Source organism: Moraxella nonliquefaciens (assembly GCF_001679005.1).
Taxonomy (GTDB): domain Bacteria; phylum Pseudomonadota; class Gammaproteobacteria; order Pseudomonadales; family Moraxellaceae; genus Moraxella; species Moraxella nonliquefaciens.
Genome location: NZ_LXTW01000012.1, coordinates 375,969 through 396,918, shown reverse-complemented (window position 1 = coordinate 396,918; position 20,950 = coordinate 375,969). Strand labels below are relative to the sequence as shown.

Annotated in this window: 18 protein-coding genes; 7 read left to right on the top strand and 11 right to left on the bottom strand. The window is 42.1% G+C overall.

The genetic code is table 11. The annotated features are described in order from the left end of the window. Positions 1-3 precede the first annotated feature (3 nt). The 4 genes from A7456_RS11910 to A7456_RS06055 form a co-directional block, all read right to left on the bottom strand. Positions 4-318, bottom strand: coding sequence for a calcium-binding protein (locus tag A7456_RS11910; protein ID WP_067008579.1), 315 nt, complete (start codon positions 316-318; stop codon positions 4-6). A 139-nt stretch (positions 319-457) separates the two neighbouring features. After that, positions 458-751: a hypothetical protein gene (locus A7456_RS06065; protein ID WP_066886328.1), complete on the bottom strand. Its 294-nt coding sequence runs from the start codon at positions 749-751 to the stop codon at positions 458-460. Beyond that, on the bottom strand, positions 748-1,512 hold the full coding sequence (locus tag A7456_RS06060; protein WP_067008576.1) for a hypothetical protein: 765 nt from the start codon (positions 1,510-1,512) through the stop codon (positions 748-750). The genes A7456_RS06065 and A7456_RS06060 overlap by 4 nt, the downstream gene beginning before the upstream one ends. A gap of 230 nt (positions 1,513-1,742) precedes the next feature. Then, positions 1,743-1,928 carry a hypothetical protein gene (locus A7456_RS06055; protein ID WP_067008573.1) on the bottom strand — a complete coding sequence of 62 codons (186 nt, stop codon included), beginning with the start codon at positions 1,926-1,928 and terminating at the stop codon, positions 1,743-1,745. 191 nt (positions 1,929-2,119) lie between these two features. Between A7456_RS06055 and A7456_RS06050 the strand changes: the two genes are divergently transcribed. The 3 genes from A7456_RS06050 to accC all read left to right on the top strand — a co-directional run bounded on the left by A7456_RS06050 (position 2,120) and on the right by accC (position 4,857). Beyond that, on the top strand, positions 2,120-2,731 hold the full coding sequence (locus A7456_RS06050; protein ID WP_067008570.1) for an LOG family protein: 612 nt from the start codon (positions 2,120-2,122) through the stop codon (positions 2,729-2,731). Between the two features lie 340 nt (positions 2,732-3,071). Then, a complete protein-coding gene (gene accB, locus A7456_RS06045) occupies positions 3,072-3,497 on the top strand; it encodes an acetyl-CoA carboxylase biotin carboxyl carrier protein (RefSeq protein WP_067008666.1) in 426 nt (141 codons plus the stop codon). Positions 3,498-3,507: 10 nt separating this feature from the next. Continuing rightward, positions 3,508-4,857 (top strand): acetyl-CoA carboxylase biotin carboxylase subunit, encoded by a 1,350-nt coding sequence (gene accC, locus A7456_RS06040; RefSeq protein ID WP_066886339.1) that lies wholly within the window; start codon positions 3,508-3,510, stop codon positions 4,855-4,857. Positions 4,858-5,129: 272 nt separating this feature from the next. On the opposite strand, the gene A7456_RS06030 is transcribed toward accC, so the two are convergent. From A7456_RS06030 to A7456_RS06020, 3 genes are all read right to left on the bottom strand, one after another. Continuing rightward, positions 5,130-6,551, bottom strand: a complete 1,422-nt coding sequence (locus tag A7456_RS06030) for a surface lipoprotein assembly modifier (RefSeq protein WP_067008564.1) — start codon at positions 6,549-6,551, stop codon at positions 5,130-5,132. Positions 6,552-6,638: 87 nt separating this feature from the next. Next, positions 6,639-7,562 (bottom strand): factor H binding protein domain-containing protein, encoded by a 924-nt coding sequence (locus tag A7456_RS06025; protein ID WP_067008561.1) that lies wholly within the window; start codon positions 7,560-7,562, stop codon positions 6,639-6,641. A 208-nt stretch (positions 7,563-7,770) separates the two neighbouring features. After that, positions 7,771-8,667 (bottom strand): LysR family transcriptional regulator, encoded by an 897-nt coding sequence (locus A7456_RS06020; protein WP_066886350.1) that lies wholly within the window; start codon positions 8,665-8,667, stop codon positions 7,771-7,773. 293 nt (positions 8,668-8,960) lie between these two features. Here A7456_RS06020 and A7456_RS06015 point away from each other — a divergent pair, with 293 nt between their 5' ends. Further along, positions 8,961-10,121, top strand: coding sequence for an MFS transporter (locus tag A7456_RS06015; RefSeq protein ID WP_067008559.1), 1,161 nt, complete (start codon positions 8,961-8,963; stop codon positions 10,119-10,121). 125 nt (positions 10,122-10,246) lie between these two features. Further along, positions 10,247-11,026, top strand: a complete 780-nt coding sequence (locus A7456_RS06010) for a hypothetical protein (RefSeq protein ID WP_067008556.1) — start codon at positions 10,247-10,249, stop codon at positions 11,024-11,026. Between the two features lie 101 nt (positions 11,027-11,127). On the opposite strand, the gene A7456_RS06005 is transcribed toward A7456_RS06010, so the two are convergent. Together A7456_RS06005 and prfB are read right to left on the bottom strand one after the other, a co-directional pair. Continuing rightward, on the bottom strand, positions 11,128-12,654 hold the full coding sequence (locus tag A7456_RS06005) for an acetyl-CoA hydrolase/transferase family protein (protein ID WP_064610540.1): 1,527 nt from the start codon (positions 12,652-12,654) through the stop codon (positions 11,128-11,130). A gap of 182 nt (positions 12,655-12,836) precedes the next feature. Continuing rightward, positions 12,837-13,932, bottom strand: a protein-coding gene (gene prfB, locus A7456_RS06000) for a peptide chain release factor 2 (RefSeq protein ID WP_152721544.1) whose coding sequence is annotated in 2 segments (ribosomal slippage) — positions 12,837-13,859 and positions 13,861-13,932 — 1,095 coding nt in all. Because the reading frame shifts where the segments join, the coding sequence is not laid out codon by codon here. 207 nt (positions 13,933-14,139) lie between these two features. Here prfB and gltS point away from each other — a divergent pair. After that, positions 14,140-15,387: a sodium/glutamate symporter gene (gltS, locus tag A7456_RS05995; protein WP_066886364.1), complete on the top strand. Its 1,248-nt coding sequence runs from the start codon at positions 14,140-14,142 to the stop codon at positions 15,385-15,387. Between the two features lie 126 nt (positions 15,388-15,513). Here gltS and A7456_RS05990 read toward each other — a convergent pair whose 3' ends face one another. After that, the gene (locus A7456_RS05990; RefSeq protein WP_066886367.1) at positions 15,514-17,103 is read right to left on the bottom strand and encodes an inorganic phosphate transporter; all 1,590 of its coding nucleotides are present in this window, start codon (positions 17,101-17,103) and stop codon (positions 15,514-15,516) included. A gap of 278 nt (positions 17,104-17,381) precedes the next feature. Beyond that, positions 17,382-19,745: a penicillin-binding protein 1B gene (mrcB, locus tag A7456_RS05985; protein ID WP_067008553.1), complete on the bottom strand. Its 2,364-nt coding sequence runs from the start codon at positions 19,743-19,745 to the stop codon at positions 17,382-17,384. Between the two features lie 568 nt (positions 19,746-20,313). Here mrcB and A7456_RS05980 point away from each other — a divergent pair. Then, positions 20,314-20,916: a nitroreductase family protein gene (locus A7456_RS05980; RefSeq protein ID WP_066893451.1), complete on the top strand. Its 603-nt coding sequence runs from the start codon at positions 20,314-20,316 to the stop codon at positions 20,914-20,916. Positions 20,917-20,950: the final 34 nt, after the last annotated feature.

Sequence of the window (20,950 nt, the reverse complement as noted above, 5' to 3'; positions counted from 1 at the left end):
TATTCAGATTCTTTTGGCATTTGGTTCATTCCTGATTGTTCGCACTAATGTCTTAATTAAACTCGTAGCCCGTAGTAGCTCGTAGATACCATCAGTGAATTTAATCACATCTTTATCCTGACCGTTTGGGTTGAAATTAATGATTTCGTCTTTACCGAAATTTTTACCCAGCACATAAACATTTGAGCCAATGCCACTCTCTAGCTTGTCGTTACCAATGCCCGAATATAGAATATCATCTCCATCGCCACCATAAGCATGATTGTTGCCACTTAGTAGATGAATAATGTCATCTCCTGCCCCACCATTTAAGTCCAAGGTTAATGGGTCATAGATGTGGTATTCGCCTGAGCGGGGGATGTCTAGCCAATCTTTAACGATGTCGGGGAGCCAATCTGTGGGAATGTTGGGAAAATCAAATTTAGCAAAGAAATCACCAACCTGTTCACGCCATTTGTCAAAGGTGTCTTGTACTGCTTCTTTTTAACTTACCAAAGGTAATTCCCAAAGAAACAGTATCAGCAATTTTTGAAATGTTATCCACCCCTCCATTGCTTGTACCTGTAAAAGTAGCAAACGCCCCTATCGATGATATTAGTCCAGCAGTTGCTGACAATATGTTACTAAAAGTTGGTTCTTTAATTGCCTCGCCAAAATCACCTCCTGCACTTATGGTGCCAGAAGCAAAATTATAACCATTTCTATGAAATTCATACAAACTTGCTATAACTGTTGCTAGTGAATTACTCATACATTTCTCCTATTTGTGTACAACATAAATATAAATGAAAAAAATATAGATAAAGTATAAGAAGCCATACTTATTGTTAAGAACAAGAAAGATTTTCTCTTATTCTCCTGGAAAAATCGCAAAGAATCTTGATATTCTATGTAGGATATTCCACTGATTTTAACATCATATGCTAGAAAAATAGGCTTGTTATTTCCATTGTAAGTAGTTAGATAAATAACTTCAATGCTTTCACCTATTGGCAATTCCAGTTTTCTATCCATAAGCTTATGATGTGGATAATTTAATTGAAAAGTTTGGCTATTAGTTAGTTTTTCTGATTTATTATTTATAACAAAATATTTTTCAGGTTTTTTATATTGGTTACTACCTACAATTGGTGAAGAAACCACCCCAGTTACAGTACTTAATTCTTTTTTTTCCTTATTAAAATCTATCATATAATAAGGAAATTCTAAAAAATTAAAAATTGATATAATGACAATAATTGATATTGGTGAAATAATAAAGACAAACTTAATATCTTTTCTTATTTCCTCTATATTTTCTTTACCATCTTTAATTCTAAAATATAGAAACAAATATTCTATGATAAAAATAAAAAAAATAAAACCAAAACCAACAAAAACACTAAAAAAATAATTAGTTAAAAAACATAAAACAAAAAACACCATAAAAAATATATGGAAATTTTTAATTAATCTCTCTCTGTTAATATTTTCTTTAAAAAAAATAATATTAATAAAATGATTTAATTTCATAAAAATTTTCCCATATCTACATTAGAAAACCAAACACAATTTGATAAGTAATAGAGTTTATGGGTTAGACCCAAATGTAAACCTCGAAAAATTTAAATATTGAGCTTTATTTAATCAATAAGTTACCAATATTACAACAGCCTCACAATCAACATATTATACACCCATTCACTCACAAACACAAAAACACAACATTTATTCCCTATTTTCTGATTGTTCCTTTATAACAATCAAGCTGCCCATCTTTCTTCGTTGATTGCAGGTATATTAAGATTATGACGACCCATAATCATGCCATCGCCATTATGGTCAAACATCGCTCCCCCATTCATCACAAATAGCATGCCAAACTTAGACACCCTACCCACACCATTGCCATCTAGGTCTAGGATGATGGGGTCATAATATTTTTTCATCATTGATTTTTTATCAAAGTTTTGTTAAATTAAGATGCTTATCATTTTAACAAAATGGTATTGCACATTGATGGTTTTTAATGAATGTCATTTAACCCATACATCCAAATGTTTTAAATAACCTTTAAAACAATACCATCCGCCAACAAAACCAATTTTCTTAAAATTTAATAAAAATATAGCGAGTTTTTATGTCTGCCATCACCTTAAACAGCATTACCGTCTATTGCGGTTCTAACTTTGGTCAGATTGCCGATTATTATCACCATGCCCAAATCCTAGGTGAACGCCTTGCCCATCACAATATCCGCCTAATCTATGGTGGAGGTAATATTGGACTGATGGGTACAATCGCTGACAGTGTCTTATCTCATGGTGGAGAGGTTACTGGTGTCATTCCTACCTTTTTAAAACAAAAAGAGGTCGCCCATTTGGGTCTGACCGAACTCATCGAAACGCCCGACATGGTTAGTCGCAAAACCAAACTCATTGAACTGGCAGATGGCTTTATTGCCATGGCAGGTGGCCTAGGAACGTATGAAGAGCTGTTTGAAGTGCTGTCTATCACTCAGCTTAATCTCATCTCCAAACCCATTGGCTTATTAAATGTCGCTCACTTCTTTGATCCGCTACTTGACATGCTTGCCAAAACTGTTGAGAGTGGGTTTATGCCCAAAGAAAACTTACAACTTGTCTGCGTGGCTGACAACAGCGAAGAGCTGTTACACAAAATGGCAAATTTTAAATTCATTAACGCCCCCAAATGGGTCAGACCAGCATGGCTTGATGAACACATTGATTGATGTTAAATGGCAAATTTATTAAAGCCAATGCAACAACAATGATTAAAAATTAACCATATTTCATCTTTATACTCACCAATTTACCCCATTTTACAAAAAAATTTGCCTAAAATCACAAAAAGTACTTGCAAAATATTCGTACGCATGTACACTACACAGTTGGTAAAATACAGATTTGCGTTATTGACGTTTAGCAATAACGCTGATGATTGCCACTAGGCGATTTTGAAAAAATTTGTTACAATAAACTTTTACAATTTTATAAGGTAACGGCATGGGCATTCTAAAAAACACCCAAAAACCAACTTCCCAATCAAAAACACAGGCAAAGAGTGCCAGCATTGACATCGCTCAGATTCGTGAGTTGATTGAACTCATGGAAGAAAAAGATTTGGCAAATTTAGAACTGGGCAATCATGACAACTATGTCCACCTAACTCGTCATGTCGCAACGCAAACCGTTGCCCTACCCCAAATGTCAGCATCTGCCAGTATTTCACCAACTGCCCCCACACCAAAAACCCCAAGCGGTAAAGTTGAGACATCGCCCATGGTTGGTGTATTCTATTCTGCCCCCAGTCCCAATGACCCCCCTTTTGTCAAAGTTGGTCAAAAAGTAGAAGCAGGCGACCAACTTGGTATCATTGAAGCGATGAAAATCATGAACCCCTTAGAGGCCACCCAAAGTGGTATCATTGAAGAGATTTTGGTGTCTAACGCTGAGGTGGTACAGTTTGGACAACCTGTCATTCGCTACAAAGCCTAATGGGTGATTTATGATTAAGAAGTTATTGATTGCCAATCGTGGCGAGATTGCTTTGCGTATCGTGCGTGCGTGCAAACAATTGGGCATACAAACAGTGGGCGTGTATTCATCGGCGGATAAGGATTTGATGCACCTGCGATTCTGTGATGAAGCGGTCTGCATAGGCAATGCCCCATCCACTCAAAGCTACCTATCCATTCCTGCCATCTTGACCGCAGCCGAGGTAACAGGGGCTGATGCCATCCATCCTGGTTATGGTTTTTTGTCCGAAAACGCTGACTTTGCCGAACAGGTTGAAGAGGCTGGGTTGAGCTTTGTTGGCCCGCACCCTGACCACATCCGCCTTATGGGCAACAAAGTCTCTGCCATTCATGCCATGAAACAAGCAGGTGTACCAACCGTTCCTGGCTCACAAGGCACCATCACCCTACACAATGCCGAAGAGCAGGCTCGTGCCATTGGCTTTCCACTCATCATCAAGGCAGCAGCTGGGGGGGGTGGTCGTGGCATGCGTGTGGTTGAACGTTTTGAAGAGCTTATCAATCAAGTCCAAGCCGCCAAAACCGAAGCCAAAAATGCCTTTGGTGATGACACGGTTTATATGGAACGCTTCTTAAAAAACCCACGCCATGTGGAAGTGCAAATCTTAGGTGATGGCGATGGCAATGCCCTACATTTATTTGACCGTGATTGCTCACTGCAACGCCGTCATCAAAAAGTACTAGAAGAAGCTCCCGCCCCTGGCATTGCTGATGACATCAAACAGCCAATTTTGGATGCGTGCGTGCGTGCGTGCGAACAAATTGGCTATCGTGGGGCAGGAACATTTGAATTTTTGTATGAAAATGAACAGTTCTTCTTTATTGAAATGAATACACGTGTACAGGTTGAACACCCTGTTACCGAGATGATTACTGGCATTGATATCATCGTAGAACAGCTAAAAATCGCCGCAGGTTATGGTCTGTCTTACCATCAAGATGAGATTACCATTCGTGGGCATGCCATGGAGTGTCGCATCAATGCCGAAGACCCTAAGACATTCATGCCCTGCCCTGGTCGCATTGATAATCTATTCGCCCCCAGTGGTGCTGGCGTGCGTTTTGACAGTCATTTGTATCAAGGATACAGTATTCCCAGCTATTATGATTCAATGATTGGTAAGCTCATTTGTCATGCCCAAACTCGCAAACAAGTCGTACAAAAAATGCGACACGCCCTAGATGAACTCATCATCGAAGGCATTAAAACCAACGCCACTTTGCACCGTGATGTGATATTACAAGATGAAGCCTTTACCGAAGATGCTCAAAACATTCATTATCTGGAAAATCATTTGTTAAAGAATGATTGTAAATGACCAAAAGGCTGTGAATATACCACAGCCTTTTGTTTTATGAATAAAACTAGGGCGTGCCTGCCTTTTATATTTGCAATGAAAATCACGAAAAATCGCACGTTTTTCAAGGAAAAAGCGAAGTTTGATGGTCGTTCTACCAAACGAGCTTTTGACTTCAAGCCACAAGATTTAGCCATTTTTCATGCAAAAACGATTGGTTTATTTCTAAAATATTTCTATATTGTAAATAGTGTTATAAAGGGCAGGCACGTCCTACCTATTTAACCACACCCCTAGAACTTTTTCTCAACGCTGATGAATGACTGCACACCATCACGAGAATACAAATCCGCCATGTTACTGTCTATCTTACGGTAGTTAATATTAAGATTTGGTACAAAGCCTTTGTATTGCCACTTATCATACCACAGTGCTGTTTGTAGATAATATTCATCATCTTGACGATTAAAGCCATAAAGCAGCTGTTCGGGTGTGTCAAATTTTCGTTTGGCATAACGCACCGACACACGTCCGCCCATGCCATTACCCATCTCACCTAGCACACCCAAATTTATGCCATGACGCACAGACGCAACCTCTTTATCCTTAGTGTCATCATCGGTTACATCCACCCCACCAAAGACCATCAAGCTCGGCGTTAATACATAGCGATAACTGGCACTCACACGACGGACATCACTGTCATAACGCTCTGCCAGTCGCTTCTCATCATAGTATCGTTTGGCGTATTGCACGCCTGCCCCCACATGAAGTTTTGAGCTGATACGGCGATTGATGTTTGCCTTGATGCCTGTTTCATGTTGATAAGGCTTATCATCAAGCCATGTATGATTCAAAAATGGCACGACGCTGACATTACCACGCACGTTTTGGTATTTATATCCCAGCCCAAGCGTGGCGGTTTGTTCATCATATTCAGGCTTATTCCAATAATGCACCCCATCAATGCCTGCATTGGCGGTTAGGTAGTGATTGGCTCTAAGCTGTTTGTCTTTGGCGATGTCAAAGCCATATCGCACCCCTGTGGCTTTTTGGGGCAGACTCTCAGCGGTTTTTTTCCACGTCTTGCCTTGCCATCTGACTTGGGTGGCAGGTGAGGCGTTATTGACGTTATCGGTTTTTTCATAATTGACATTAAAACTTGTGTTCGCTTTATTACGTTTATCAATTTGGTCAAGATAACGTTCGGTCAATGCCTGCATGTCAGTATTTAGCAAAGGCTTAACCGCCATCAGCTCTGATTTGGCTTCATCATAGCGCTTATCTTCAAAGAGCATGAGCGCAAGGTCAAAACGAACATAATGAAAATCAGGATTGTCCGCCAGCATTTGCCGATACACTGCTATCGCCCGATGATGATTAAATTGTGAGCGATGCCATGCCCCCAGTGCATATTGATACAGTATGGGGTCATATTCTGCTGATGATTGATAGGTGTGTAGCAGCCCATCAAGCGATTGCCAATCTTTTGCCACAATCGCCCGATTAATCTGCCCTGTCAGCCCATCACCTAGGTTTAGAGCATCTACTTTGCCCATGTTAATCTCAGAGCCTGCCTTTTGTATCGGTGTGATGTCAGGGGTTTTTTCTAATGGCATATCAACGCCTTGGGTATGCACCACATTGGCATGATTGGCATGCGTCATGATAGACATCAGCATGAGACTGGTTATAAAAAAGCCAAGTTTTTTCATAAATGTTCCATTAAAACAAAACACACAAAAAGCCGTCAGTCAGATGACGGCTTTTTGTCATACAGTCAATCAAAGCGCTTATTTGGCTTATTTGGCTTGCTTAGTACCACCAAATACGCCACCCACATCTTCATTGCCCAGCTCCACTGAACCGACAATCTCAGCAGCATTTGGCCCAAAGAAACCAAGCGTATATTCACCAAAATATCTACCATCAGTTGCCTTTCCTTCAATGCCTTGGGCGGTAATAGGGCTATTATCAATCTCACTTGTGTGTGTTTGTGTGGTGATGTTGCCTTTTGATAAGGTGATATTACCAAGGCTGCCACTGCCTGTTTTTGCAGCAAAATCTACATCATAGTTAAAATTGACTTCTTGAGCCCCAGATTGCGACCCAACCTTGCCCGAGCCTGAGTAATTAAACTTGCCTGTGGTTGGTAATTTTTCGGTGGGCACTCCCCGAACAAAAAAATGTATGTCATCAATAGATTTGTTATTTGTCTCATTGCCCAATTTTACGGTCATATTTTTATTATGAATCCCTGCGATTAATGAATAATCTTGTTTAAAAAGATAAACATCAGAGTTTCTTGTGATAGAACCTTGAACTCCGTTAGCACTACCAGTTACCCTTTCTTGGACAGAAAATTTATGATGTCCCTTAGCGTATTTGCTAAGGTCGATATCACCATTTTGTGTACGACCATTTATGGTTAGAGCATAGCCATCAATTTTGGGAGTGATGCGAGCAGCATCTTTAACATAATCTATCGCTTCCTGCTCTGCTCCTTTTTTTAATGAAGCATAACGGACAGTTGCATCCCATTTTGGTACTGGGTTGGTAGTACCGTGGTTACCGTGGTTGGTAGTACCGTGGTTACCAGAATTATTAGTATTAGCCACCAAAGGTGTTGGTTTTTGCACGCCAGAGCTGCTACTGCTACTACACGCTGTCAGAAGTGCCGCAAGAGCGAGTGTTGAAGAACCTAGGGTAATTTGTTTGACTTTCATGATTAATCCTTACAAATGGAAATAGATGGAAATGATACATTTCATTCACAAACACATAACATAAATAACAAGTATGTGTGTGTATGGTTATTTTCTGATAAGATGCAACCAAAGTCAACAAATCGTTTTTTTTTTTGAGATTTTATGTATTAATTTTGTAATTTATTACTGTATTAAATTGGCTGATTCAGGCAGTGTTTTTTTACGCTTAGCTGACACTTTCTTTATCGTGCACATCTTTGATGCCTAACATATCAAGCAAGGCATCTGTGCCTGATGAGCGAGTTAGATTCGGATTGATGACCAGTCCCAAATGACGCTGTAACTCAATATTTTCATTTAGGTCAATTTTTACCAAATCTTGATTGATGAGCGTCTCAGGCAACACCGACCAACCCAGCCCCACAGACACGAGCATGCGGATGGATTCTAGCGGATTGGTACTCATGGTGGCAAAGGGGCGAAGATTGTGCTTATTAAATTTGGCCAAAGTAATCTGACTGGTATAAGTATTCGCCGCAGGTAAAATTGCAGGATGGCGTGCCAGTTGTAGTAGGCTTATGGACGATTGTTGTGCCAATGGGCTAAGCACACCCGTTACAAAATGCAATGGGTCAGACCACAGCGTATGATACGCCAGTCGTCTGTCAAAGGTTGGGGGCAAGGTCAAAAACGCCAATGCCACATCGCCCTCTAACACCGCCTTGTGTGCTGTTTCACTGTCCATAAATTGCACTTCTAACTGAACAGACGGATAGGCTTGGATAAACTGCTTTAAGACAGGGGGCAGGTGATGCAGTCCGATATGGTGGCTTGTGCCGATGACCAACCGCCCTGTCGCCACTTCCTTTGAGTAGAGCAAATTAGCCTTACAACTTTCATAATCTTCAAGCCATTTTTTGGCATATGGCAGCAGCTCATGAGCGGACGTTGTAGGAATGATACCACGCCCGATGGTGTCAAACAGTGCCGTACCAAATTCATCCTCCAAACTCTTAATTCGTTTGGAGACAGCAGGTTGGGTAATGAATAATTTCTCAGCAGCACCTGAGATACTGCCTGTTTGCATGACAGTAATAAACGTGGATAAATTGGTGGTATTCATGATACATTCCTACGTACAATGATAATGGTATGATGGCAAAGCTGTCAGTACAATAAGTACAATATCATATCAAAATAACATTATATCAAATTTTTAAGGGTTAGTAATCATTTTATTTACTTTTGGTTATGTTTTTAAAGCCAAATAAGGCAAGATGATGATGGATGCTCGCTTGGTAATTTATCTGGGTAACTTATCTGACAAATAACCAACCCAACTTTTGACCGTGCTAAATTTTAGACTGTGCCAAATTATGGTACAATAGCACGCCACTTGTTGCCCCAGATGATGATATGACCATCCACCATCCCACTGCTAACCAACAATTCACCATCGCCATGATTGGCTTTTTTGCCTTTTTGCAGGTCTATTCGGTGCAAGCGATTTTACCTGTACTCATGCAAGATTTACAAGCAAATGAAGTGAAAATGGGGCTGGCGGTTGGGGCGACGGTTGGGGCGATTGCTCTGATGTCGCCTTTTATGGGGATGCTCTCAGATGCCTTTGGGCGACGTCGGTTCATCATCGGTTCACTGTGCATGCTTGGCGTTCCTACATTCATGATTGGCATGTCAAAGTCGGTAGATGCCCTGATATTTTGGCGGTTTTTGCAAGGGCTTGCTGTGCCTGGCATTACAGTGGTACTCATTGCCTATATTGGCGAAGAATACAGTGATAATATCGCTGGCATGATGAGTTTGTATGTGTCAGGCACAGTATTGGGTGGATTTAGTGGACGGTTCTTTGCTGGACATCTGCATGAATGGATGGGCTGGCGATGGGGTTATGGGGTTATGGCGGTGCTGACCATGGTGGGGGCGATTTGGGTGTTAAAAAGCCTGCCCAAATCACAACATTTTCAAAAAAGCCAAAACCGACAAGATGCTCTGCGTCTGCTTTTATCTCACACCAAAAACCGCCACGTCATGAGTGCCTGCCTACTCGGTGGCTGTGTGCTGTTTAGCTTGGTGGGCTGTTTTACTTTCATCAACTTACATTTGGCAGATGCCCCTTATGAGCTCTTAGCTTCTCATCTGTCCAATATCTTTGCCCTGTATCTGATTGGCATGATTATCACCCCCTTATCTGTCAAAATCATCGCTCGTTTTGGCATGGAAAATACCATCATCTTTGCCATCATATGTTCCATCATGGGGCTGTTTATCACTTTATATGAACCCCTACCACTCATCATCATCGGTTTGACCATCATGTCATCGGGGGTATTTATCACACAATCGGCAACCATCAGTTACATTGCAAGTCATACCAAAGAAGGACGTTCATTGGCATCAGGACTGTACTACATGGGCTACTATGGTGGGGGCAGTGTTGGGGCATGGGTCTGTGCCATCGCCTATGCTCATGGTGGCTGGCTCCATACTGTACTGACCATCTTTGGCGTGCAACTGCTTGCGTTAGGTGTGGTGGTGGGACTCATGCAAAAGAGATGATGATAAAAATCATGTCCATACAAAATATTGTATTAAAATTCGTTTACCCAATTTTCACATAAATACACCCATCTTTACCGATTTTTTGCTACAATAGTGATAACTTTTATTTCACCTTAATATTTATGAACAACGCTTACAAAAGTCATACACAAGCAGAATTTGAACAAACAGGGTTTGCCTTTGAAAATGAAAACCTGCTTGATGGCATCACTGCCAGCATTCAAAATACGCTGACCAGCATCAAGCAAAGCTATACCAATGCCGCAGGCGATTTGATTGATGAGATTTATGTTACTGGCAGTCAAGAGCAAGTTAACGATGCCCTAAATGAGTATGTGGTACAAAATGTTGATATGGTGCTAGATTTGCACCTTGAACTTCTTGATGGTTTTTTAAGGCTTTATTGTACGGCGGATCTGTTAGACATGCACCTGTCAGTGGCATGCAATTTCAAGCTGACCGAAGCTCGTCTTGACCGCCATGTCCAGCGTTTTGCTTTTGAACAAATCTCCAACACCGACATCATCGCCTTGCACAGCAAATCATGGTGGAAAACCCCCGCCATTTACTTTGCCATATCTGCCTATCGCACCTTACTTAGAAAAGACCCCTTACCCTTTTTGTTATCGCTATCACCCAAACTAAAAGGCAAACCCTTTATTGAGTACAAAGGCAACATCATCTATTTGGAAATCGGACGTTGGCTTCCTGATGACATCAAAGGCTATCTTAAAAAAGCTCAGGTCAATCATGGTGTGGTCAAAAAAGAACAAATCGTACTAAAAGTACAACCCAACTTTGGCGACATATTAAGTTTTGGCGACTCAAACAGTCCCATCATCACCGAAAAAGACAACCCCAACAAGGCAGATGATAAAGACGAAGAAAAAGAAAAAGCATGACCAATGCCAAATGTTACCAATCTTTTTATCGCAGTCTTTTATGATGGCAAAAAACACCCAAGCGATGGCTTAGGTGTTTTTGGTTTTTGCCAGTGCAATACTTACTTAATACGCATATCGCCCGTCTCAACAAAGCGTTGATGCCATGACAAGGCTTCTAGCAACAGATGCGGCGTGTGTACACCACCTGTTTTTTGGCTTGCCACAAATGCACGGTCATAATAATCACGAAGCATGTCACGATAATCAGGGTGTGAACAGTTGTCAATAATCACCTTAGCACGCTGTTTTGGCGACTTACCACGCAAATCCGCCATGCCTTGTTCGGTTACGATAAACATCACATCGTGTTCGGTGTGGTCATGATGGCTGACCATCGGTACAATCGCTGAGATTGCCCCACCTTTGGCAGTAGATGGGCTGACATAAATGCTAAAAAAGCCATTACGAGTAAAGTCGCCAGAGCCACCAATGCCATTCATCATACGAGTACCCATGATGTGAGTTGAGTTGATATTACCATAAATATCCGCTTCAATCATAGAATTCATACCAATCACCCCCAAACGGCGGATAATCTCTGGATTGTTGCTAATCTCCATGGGGCGAAGGACGATTTTGTCTTTTAAAAACTCAATATTTTCGTTAAAGCGTGCCAGTGCATCTGGACTAAATGACAAAGCGGTGGCAGAAGCGGTTTTCATTTTTTTAGCCAAAATCAAATCAAGCATGCCATCTTGAAGTACTTCGGTATAACCCTCCAAATCATCAAACGGTGCATCCAAAAGACCTGCCATGACTGCATTGGCAACATTACCCACGCCTGATTGAAGCGGTAGCAGGCTCTTAGGTAAGCGGCCCGCCTTAACCTCATGGTCAAGAAAATCAATCACCTGAGCTGCAATACGCTTAGACACATCATCAGGCTCGGCAAATTTAGAATTACGGTCGCCAGCACTCGTTAGCACAATGGCAAGCACTTTATCAGGGTCAATGGCAAGCCCTGCTGTACCAATACGGTCAAATGCCCCAACGATGGGAATGGGCTTACGGTGTGGTGGCAAACCCACCTCATCATAGATGTCATGCATGCCCTCTAAGCCTGCACTTAGAGCATCATTAATCTCAATGATGATTTTATCGGCATTTTTAATCGCCTCTACGCCATGACCGATGCCCATCGCAAAAATCAGCTCACCATTTTCGGTAATGGCAGCCGCCTCAACGATGGCAATGTCAAATTTACCATAAAAGCCTTGACGCATGTGCTGTTCAACATGCGATAAGTGCATGTCTTGATAGGCAATCTCGCCTGCATTAATGCCATTACGAAGTATTGGGTCAGACTGAAATGGTGAACGAAAATGCAATGCTTTTGCCTCGGCAAGCACGCCATCACACTCAGGAGCAGTGGATGCCCCTGTTACCATACCAACGCTAAACTTTTCACCTTTGCCATGAGCGTCCTTGGCTTTATTGGCGATGGCAGTTGGTAGGGCTTTTGGGTAGCCTGCCCCTGTAAAGCCTGTGATGGCAAGCATCATACCATTTTGGATGAATTGAGCGGCTTTGTCAGCACTCATCACTTTTTCACGCAAACCTGCGTGGCGAATACGGTCAATACTCATGACTCTTTACTCCGTTATGTTAAAAATAGATGTCCAATAGCAAAATGCTGATGTGATTTTAGCATTAGATTAAGATAAAATAAATAGTTTGTTGCAATATTTAGTGGGATTTTTGATATACAAAATCAATCGTTATCATAAAAAATAATTAATTTTTAAACTACAACCCTGCTTTTTTTAAACTACAACCCTGCTTTAAGACTGGCTTCAATAAACTTATCCAAATCCCCATTTAATACCGCTGTTGTATTGGAAGTTTCAACCCCTGTTCGCAAATCCTTAATGCGTGAATCATCAAGCACATAAGAGCGGATTTGACTGCCCCAACCGATGTCGGATTTGCTCTCTTCAAGTGCTTGCTGTTTTTCCATGCGTTTTTGCATTTCAAGTTCATAGAGTTTGGCTCTGAGCATTTTCATGGCAGTGTCTTTGTTGGCATGTTGAGAGCGTTCATTTTGACAAGCAACAACCACACCTGTTGGCTGATGGGTAATGCGTACCGCCGAATCGGTCGTATTGACATGCTGACCGCCTGCCCCACTTGAACGATAAGTATCAATACGCAAATCGGCAGGGTTGATGTCAATGTCAATATTATCATCAATCTCAGGCGAGACAAACACCGCTGCAAACGAAGTATGGCGACCGTTATTACTGTCAAAAGGCGACTTACGCACCAAGCGATGCACGCCAATCTCAGTGCGAAGCCAACCAAAAGCATAATCACCTTTGACCATAATGGTTGCTGATTTGATGCCTGCCACGCCCCCCTCAGAAACCTCCAATACCTCCGCCTTAAAACCGTGCGACTCACACCAACGCAAATACATCCGCAAGAGCATCTCTGACCAGTCCTGTGCTTCTGTACCGCCTGAGCCTGATTGTATGTCCAAATAGCAATTATTGGCATCCATCTCACCGCTAAACATACGCCTAAACTCCAACTCTTCTACGCTGTTTAGGGCATCATCCAGCTCCGTTTGCACATCACCAAGCAGGCTCTCATCATCTTCTTCTACGGCAAGCTCTAACATGGCGGCAGCATCATCGAGTTTGGCGGATAAGCCATCTATCACGCCCACGATACCATCTAGCACTGATTTTTCCTTGCTGATTTTGGTGGCAAGGTCAGGATTGTTCCAAATGTCGGGGTTTTCTAGTTCTAAATTAACCTCTTCTAGGCGTTCTTTTTTGCTCTCAACGTCAAAGATACCCCCGAAGCTCTTGCCCACGAGCGTGCAAATCTTTGATTTGTTCTTGATACTGTGCAATTTCCATAATAATGAACCTTAGTTAGATTGTTAGAATAAAAGGAACTATTATAACAAACTTTGCCTTAAAATAAAATGCGAAAAATAAACGCCATCTAAAAATACATGATTTGCTTTATTGTAACCTTTTGTATATAATACATCATTTTCAACTGATTTTTGTAAGTCATTGAAAATCATCATTTTTACGTATTATTCCAAATAAGGAGTTTGCATGGAACTTACCGAAATCACGCTAAACGGCTATTATACGCTGATTTTGGCAACCATTGTCCTACTTGTGGGGCAGTTTTTGGTGAAAAAAATCAAATTTTTGGCAGATTTTAACATCCCTGAACCTGTGGCAGGTGGTCTGCTGGCGGCAGCTATTATCTATTTTCTAAACCATCAATACGGCTATGTTTTTAACATCCAAAAAGAGTTGCAGACCGCTTGTATGCTTATGTTTTTCTCATCCATCGGTTTGTCGGCAGATTTTCGCCGTCTAAAAGCAGGGGGCATGCCACTGGTCATTTTGACGGTGTTGGTCGGATTTTTCTTACTCGTCCAAAACGGCGTGGGCGTGGCACTGGCATCCATGTTGGGACTTGACCCCATCATGGGTCTGGTGGCAGGGTCTATCAGTCTGATCGGCGGACATGGTACAGCAGGTGCTTGGGGTGCAACTCTTGAAAATAACTATGGCGTAACAGGGGCGGTTACCATGGGTATCGCTGCGGCAACTTATGGCTTGGTGGCAGGCGGTCTGGTTGGCGGCCCTGTGGCAAAACGCTTGATTAAAAAAATGAACATTCAAGCCACTGTTACAAATACCAACAAATCCGACAGCAGTGATGATGCCAACAATACTGTATTTGAAAAATCTGACAGCGTACGTTTGATTACAGCCGTCTCTGCGGTAGAAACATTGGCTTTGTTTGCTGTCTGCTTGGTGGCCGCTGACTACATGAGTGGAGTCGCCAAAGACATCGAGTGGTTAGCTCAGCTTAAAGTACCTACCTTTGTATGGGCATTGGGTACGGGCGTGATTTTGCGTAATGTGCTGACCAGTATCTTTAACTTTGATATGTTTGACCGTGCCATTGATGTATTTGGTAACGCATCTTTGAGTTTATTTTTGGCGATGGCACTCATGTCCTTAAAACTGTGGGAACTTGCTGACCTGGCGGGCCCTTTGGTTATCATTTTGGGCGTACAGACCATCGTGATGATTGTATTTGCTTATTTTATCACGTTTAGAATCATGGGTAAAAATTACGATGCTGCGGTATTGGCAGCAGGTCATTGTGGCTTTGGTATGGGTGCAACACCAACCGCTGTGGCAAACATGCAAGCGATTACCGATCGTTATGGGGCTTCTCACAAAGCATTCTTGATTATTCCAATGGTGGGAGCATTCTTTGTGGACCTTATGAATTTGGTGGTATTACAAGGTTTCTTGGTGTTGCCATTTATGAGATGATCTGTATAAATAAAAAAGGCGTATCGTTGGGTACGCCTTTTTTATGGTCAAATAATTTATGTAGCGTCTGTGTCGTACGTGTACGACAAAGTTTAATTTTATTGAAAATTGTTTTTGTAAAATTACTTAGCCAAATATCAAAGACAATGCCACAAATGCCAATGCACTGATTGCCCCTGCCGCAGGAAGTGTGATGACCCATGCAAGTCCAATGGGTTTCATAAGTTTCCAGTTGGTATTTTTATTCACCAAACCAATACCTAGCACCGCCCCCACAAGAATATGCGTGCTAGATACAGGAATGCCAATACTTGATGCCCCCATCACTACCGCTGCCGCTGCAAGTTCTGCCGAAAAGCCTGATGCTGGGTGCATTTTGGTCAAATTTGTACCAACGGTTTGGATGACCTCCTTACCAATAAACCATAAGCCTGCAATAAGCGATACACCAAAAGAGACAAGCACAGGAGCAGGTACGGATGCTTTGGCGGCAATGGCATTTTCACGGATGACATCCATAATCGCCACAAAAGGACCAACAGCATTAGCAATGTCATTTGAACCGTGCGAGAATGCAAAAGCACAAGCGGTAAAAACCTGCATCCAGCTAAACATAATAAAGGTCGCTTTGCCCAAATCTTCTTTGTGTTTGCCACGAATGGTCTTGGTATAAATAAAGGCGGTAAGCCATACCATCGCCCCAATCATACCCATCACAAGAGCAGAGTGCAATGTGGATAAATCCAGCCCTGTATTTTTTAACCCCTTAAAGACCACCATCGCTGTCATGACCACCGCACCTAAGGCGGCGATGAGTGGCACCCATGTTTTGAGTGCTTTTAAGGTATCTAGGTTCTCACGCTTATGTTCTATGGCGTACAGTTCTTTATAATAACCTGTTTCTAACTCATCGGCACTGTCTGCCTCTTTATAAACCTCCTGATCACGCAGCAGTGCTGTGGTGTAGTTTAGTTTATCCTCCTTTGGCAGATTTTCAAAATATTCTTTTTGGCGAGCTTTTAGGGCTTTTTTTTCTACTTTTAGCTCCTTGACTTTTATCTCCATGTGATCGTTATACGTCAAAATATTCTTTTTGACCAACCCATAAATTAGGTAAGATAATGCCCCACCCAGCACAGGTGAGAGCACCCACGAGATGGCAATTTCACCAATTTTTGACCATTTAACAGTAGATAAAGCAAGCTCAGATCCACCCAAATTCACACCAAGCACAATGCTTGACCCCACAATACCCCCAATGATGGCATGTGTGGTTGAGACAGGCAAGCCTCGTTTGGTTGCAAATAAGAGCCAAAACGCTGCTGCAATGAGTGCTGAGAGCATAAGATAAATGAATTGGTTGGGCGATACCCCTAGATTGGATATATCCACAATGCCACTTCTGATGGTATCGGTTACGGCAGCCCCTGCCAAAACCGCCCCTGATACCTCAAAAATTGCTGCAACCGCCAAAGCCTGAGTAACGGTAAGTGTCCCTGCCCCAACAGAGGTACCAAAGGAGTTAGCAACATCGTTACCGCCGATATTGAACGCCATAAAAATCCCAAAAAAAGTTGCCACTAAGAACAGCATGACCTGCTGATGATTGGTGTAGTTAAGCCCCCACATCACAAAATAGACGCTAATAGCTAACATTAATAAGGCAAAAAAGACATTCGCCACCATGGGCGTGGACTGCTTTGCTGAATTTACCATAAAATCCGCCAAGGGTTGATTCAGTTAAAATGATGATTATTAAAATCACAATAAAAAGCCCCACCCATTAAAATGCTAAATTGGGTAGTGCCATGACAACTTTATCTAAGATATCCCCACAGGTTTATCCAAAAATCGTTGTATGATGTTTGCATGATAAAAGTCAAATACGACAGTGACATGACTACATGACAATTTTAACACATTTCATAAGTTTTGGGAAAATGTATCAAAATGTTGTGATTAAAATGCGATAAACCCAATGGGCTGTATTAATACTAAAAACCCTCCGTTGCATCTACATTACCAAAAATTACCTCACCTTCATCAATCATCTCATTACCATCCACACCGATGGTTTCATCAGTGTATTCATCCAAAAACTGCTCATCCAGACACGATGAGCTTTCTTTTGGGGCGTACTTGCTTAACACAGGGACATACATGGCACGCTCGCATGTCTCATCCATAAGCAAGCCTGTCTCACCATCAAGCCATAGCCACGTTATATCACTGCTTTGATTTAGCTGAACAGGGGTCAGATTAAGCCGTTTCATATAATCTGACCAAATGGGCAATGCCCCTGACCCCCCTGTCAGTCCAATGGGCTTATTGTCATCACGCCCAACCCACACCACCGAGACATAATTACCACTAAATCCTGCAAACCATGCATCACGAGTGTCATTGGTTGTGCCTGTCTTACCAGCGAGTTGATAGGTGTTGCCAATACTGCCCATGCCTTTGGCAGTACCCTTTTTGACCACTTGTTGTAGACCGAAGTTTGTAACTGTCATGACCTCAGGGGGGATGCGTGCACTTGATTTAATGTTATCATCAATACGCTGAATCACTTTGCCAGTCTCACTGATGACCTGACGAATGCTGTGGATGGGGGTATGATTACCGTCATTGGCAAAGACTTGATACACCCCAAGCATGTCCATGGGCGATAAATCAACCGCTCCGAGCATGACGGATGGATAGTTGGGAATGTCACCTTGAACACCCAACTGACGTAACTGTTTGACAAACACATCCACCCCAAAATCCATACCAACATTGACCGCCGCTTGGTTATAAGAGTTGGCTAAGGCACTAAGCATAGGAACATCACCATGGCTTATGCCAACATAGTTTTTGGGCGTCCACGATTTTCCGCCTACATGATGGGCAATGGGTTCATCTTTGATGGGGGTTGCCCAGTGGTATTTGCCCGACTGGATGGCGGTCATGTAGATGATGGGCTTTAACAGTGAACCAACCTGCCGTTTTGAGTCAATTGCACGGTTAAATCCTGTAAAATCACTGGCACTACCAACAATGGCAACGAGCTCGCCCGTAGCAGGGTCAGCACTGACCAATGCCCCTTGTAAGTTTTTATTTTTATTTATTTTTTTATTTAGATGCTCACTGATGGCTTTGTCTGCTGACATTTGGGCAATTGGGTCTAGTGTGGAGATGATTTTTAGACCTGCACCACGCAAATCACTGTCTTTATAATACTCTCTTAGCTCACGGCTGACCACATCAAAAAAGTCAGGAAATCTGGGTTTGGCGATGGTTGGGGTTTTGACCACGCCGAGTGGTTGCTTGATGGCCTTATCATATTCATCTTGGCTGATTTTACCCATGATAAGCATGTTATGTAGCACAATATTACGGCGTTCTGTTGCCCGATTGGGGTTTTTTTTGGGATTATAATAACTTGACCCCTTGGCAATCCCAACCAGCAAAGCATACTGGTCAAGACTTAGCTCAGAGATGGGTTTGTCAAAATAAAAATGCGAGGCAATGCCAAAACCATTGACCGAACGATTGCCATTTTGTCCCAAATTAATCTCATTAATATAAGCGAGCAAAATGGCATCCTTGCTATAATGACGTTCCAACAACAATGCCATCAAGGCCTCATTTGCCTTGCGTTTTAGAGTGGGTTCTGAATTAAGATAGAAATTTTTGACAAGCTGTTGGGTGATGGTAGAACCGCCTTGACGTTCACCGCCCATGATATTGGCAAGAAAAGCTCGTCCCGTTCCACGCACTGAAATGCCATAATGTTCATAAAAACCACGATCTTCGGTTGCAATGAGTGCATCCACCAACATCTGGGGTGTGGTGTCTTTGTCCAGCAAAATGCGGTCTTCGTTATTTTCAGGATAAATGCCGCCAATGTTAATCGGCTCTAAACGCACCTCTGCACCTGCGGCGGGGTTGGTGCTTTGGATTTTGGCAATCTTGCCAGCGTTAAATGTGATTTTTAGCACCTGAGCTGGGTCTGTCTGACCATCGCCATAATCAAATCCTCGTGTATGCACTGTATAAGTACTGCCCGATTTGTTATAACGCCCTGTTTGAGTGATGTCGCCTTGACTGTATCTTAGCATGTCAAGCCACGCCTTAAAATTAGCATCAGATACTGCCACGCCCTGTTTTAAATTAAGCGGACGAGAATAGACCGTTGCAGGAATGTCCCAACGACGATTTTCAAATTTGCTGACAATTTCGCTGTTTAGCCAATAGGCATGCATCGCCAAAAATACCAACCCTGCGATGATGGCAATCAGTAACAAAAACCCAATAAACATCAGACCCTGTTCTGATTTTGACGAGTGGTTGGCAAATTTTTTATGATTTAGCATGATGATGATTTTTAAAATTTTAAAAAAGTGTCATATCATAACGTTAATATCAAGCATTTGGCAAGTGAAAAAAGCACACAAAACCGCCCAAATGTTACAGACAACTGACAGCAGATGACCATTTTTATCAACAGATTAACAAAACAGCCATTGTTTTGTTGTCATTTTCATCTATAATAAATCCCAATTTTATCCTCCGTTGCCGTAAACCTGCGACTTTGGGCGGTGGATATAAGGCAATTGTTAAATGCGATAAGTTTTGCTATACTCATCTCACTATATTCAATGTCTTACATTCCACAGTTAAGTTAAGACTAACTTGCGAGTACGCAGTAACTTAACTGGTAAGACGTTTTTAAACACACACTTAAGCTAATTTGTGTCTATGACAATCCTAACAGTAGGATTAGCTTAAAATAAGAACCTAAGATGTACGGTGTGTCGTATGGGCGGTTGTCACTATCTTAGGCTTGCGGTCGGGCTTGACCGTCTTGCAGAAGGAATCCCCGCCCTAAGTGCGGGGAGGAAGTCAATATCGTATCATTCACATCATTCATAAGGCATCATCATGACCACCCAAACCTTACAAAACACTGCTCAAATGCGTCGTTCTATTTATGCTTTGGACAAAAATAGCCCCTTAACCAACACGCAAATCAATCAAATCGTTGAACATGCTCTATTGCACACACCATCATCATTTAACTCACAATCCACTCGCCTTGTGGTGCTACATGGGGATGAACATGAAAAACTTTGGCATGGTACTGCTGATATTTTACGCAACATCGTACCTGCCGATGATTTTGCCGCCACCCAAACAAAATTAGATGGCTTTAAAGCAGGAGCAGGCACGGTTTTGTTTTTTGAAGACACAGACGTGGTCAAAGACTTACAAGAGCGGTTTTCTGATTATGCTGATAAATTCCCCATTTGGGCAGAACATGCCAACGCCATGATGCAGTACGCCATCTGGACAACCTTAGCCTCTGCCAATGTCGGTGCCAACTTACAACACTACAATCCACTCATTGATGATTTTGTGGCAAATCAATGGGGCATACCCAACAATTGGCAACTGGTCGCTCAAATGGTCTTTGGTGGTATTACTGCCCCTGCCGACAAAAAAACCTTCGCCCCTGTGGCAGAACGTCTAAAAGTCTTTGGTTAGGCGTATCAAGTAAATTTTTATGTAATGATTTTGT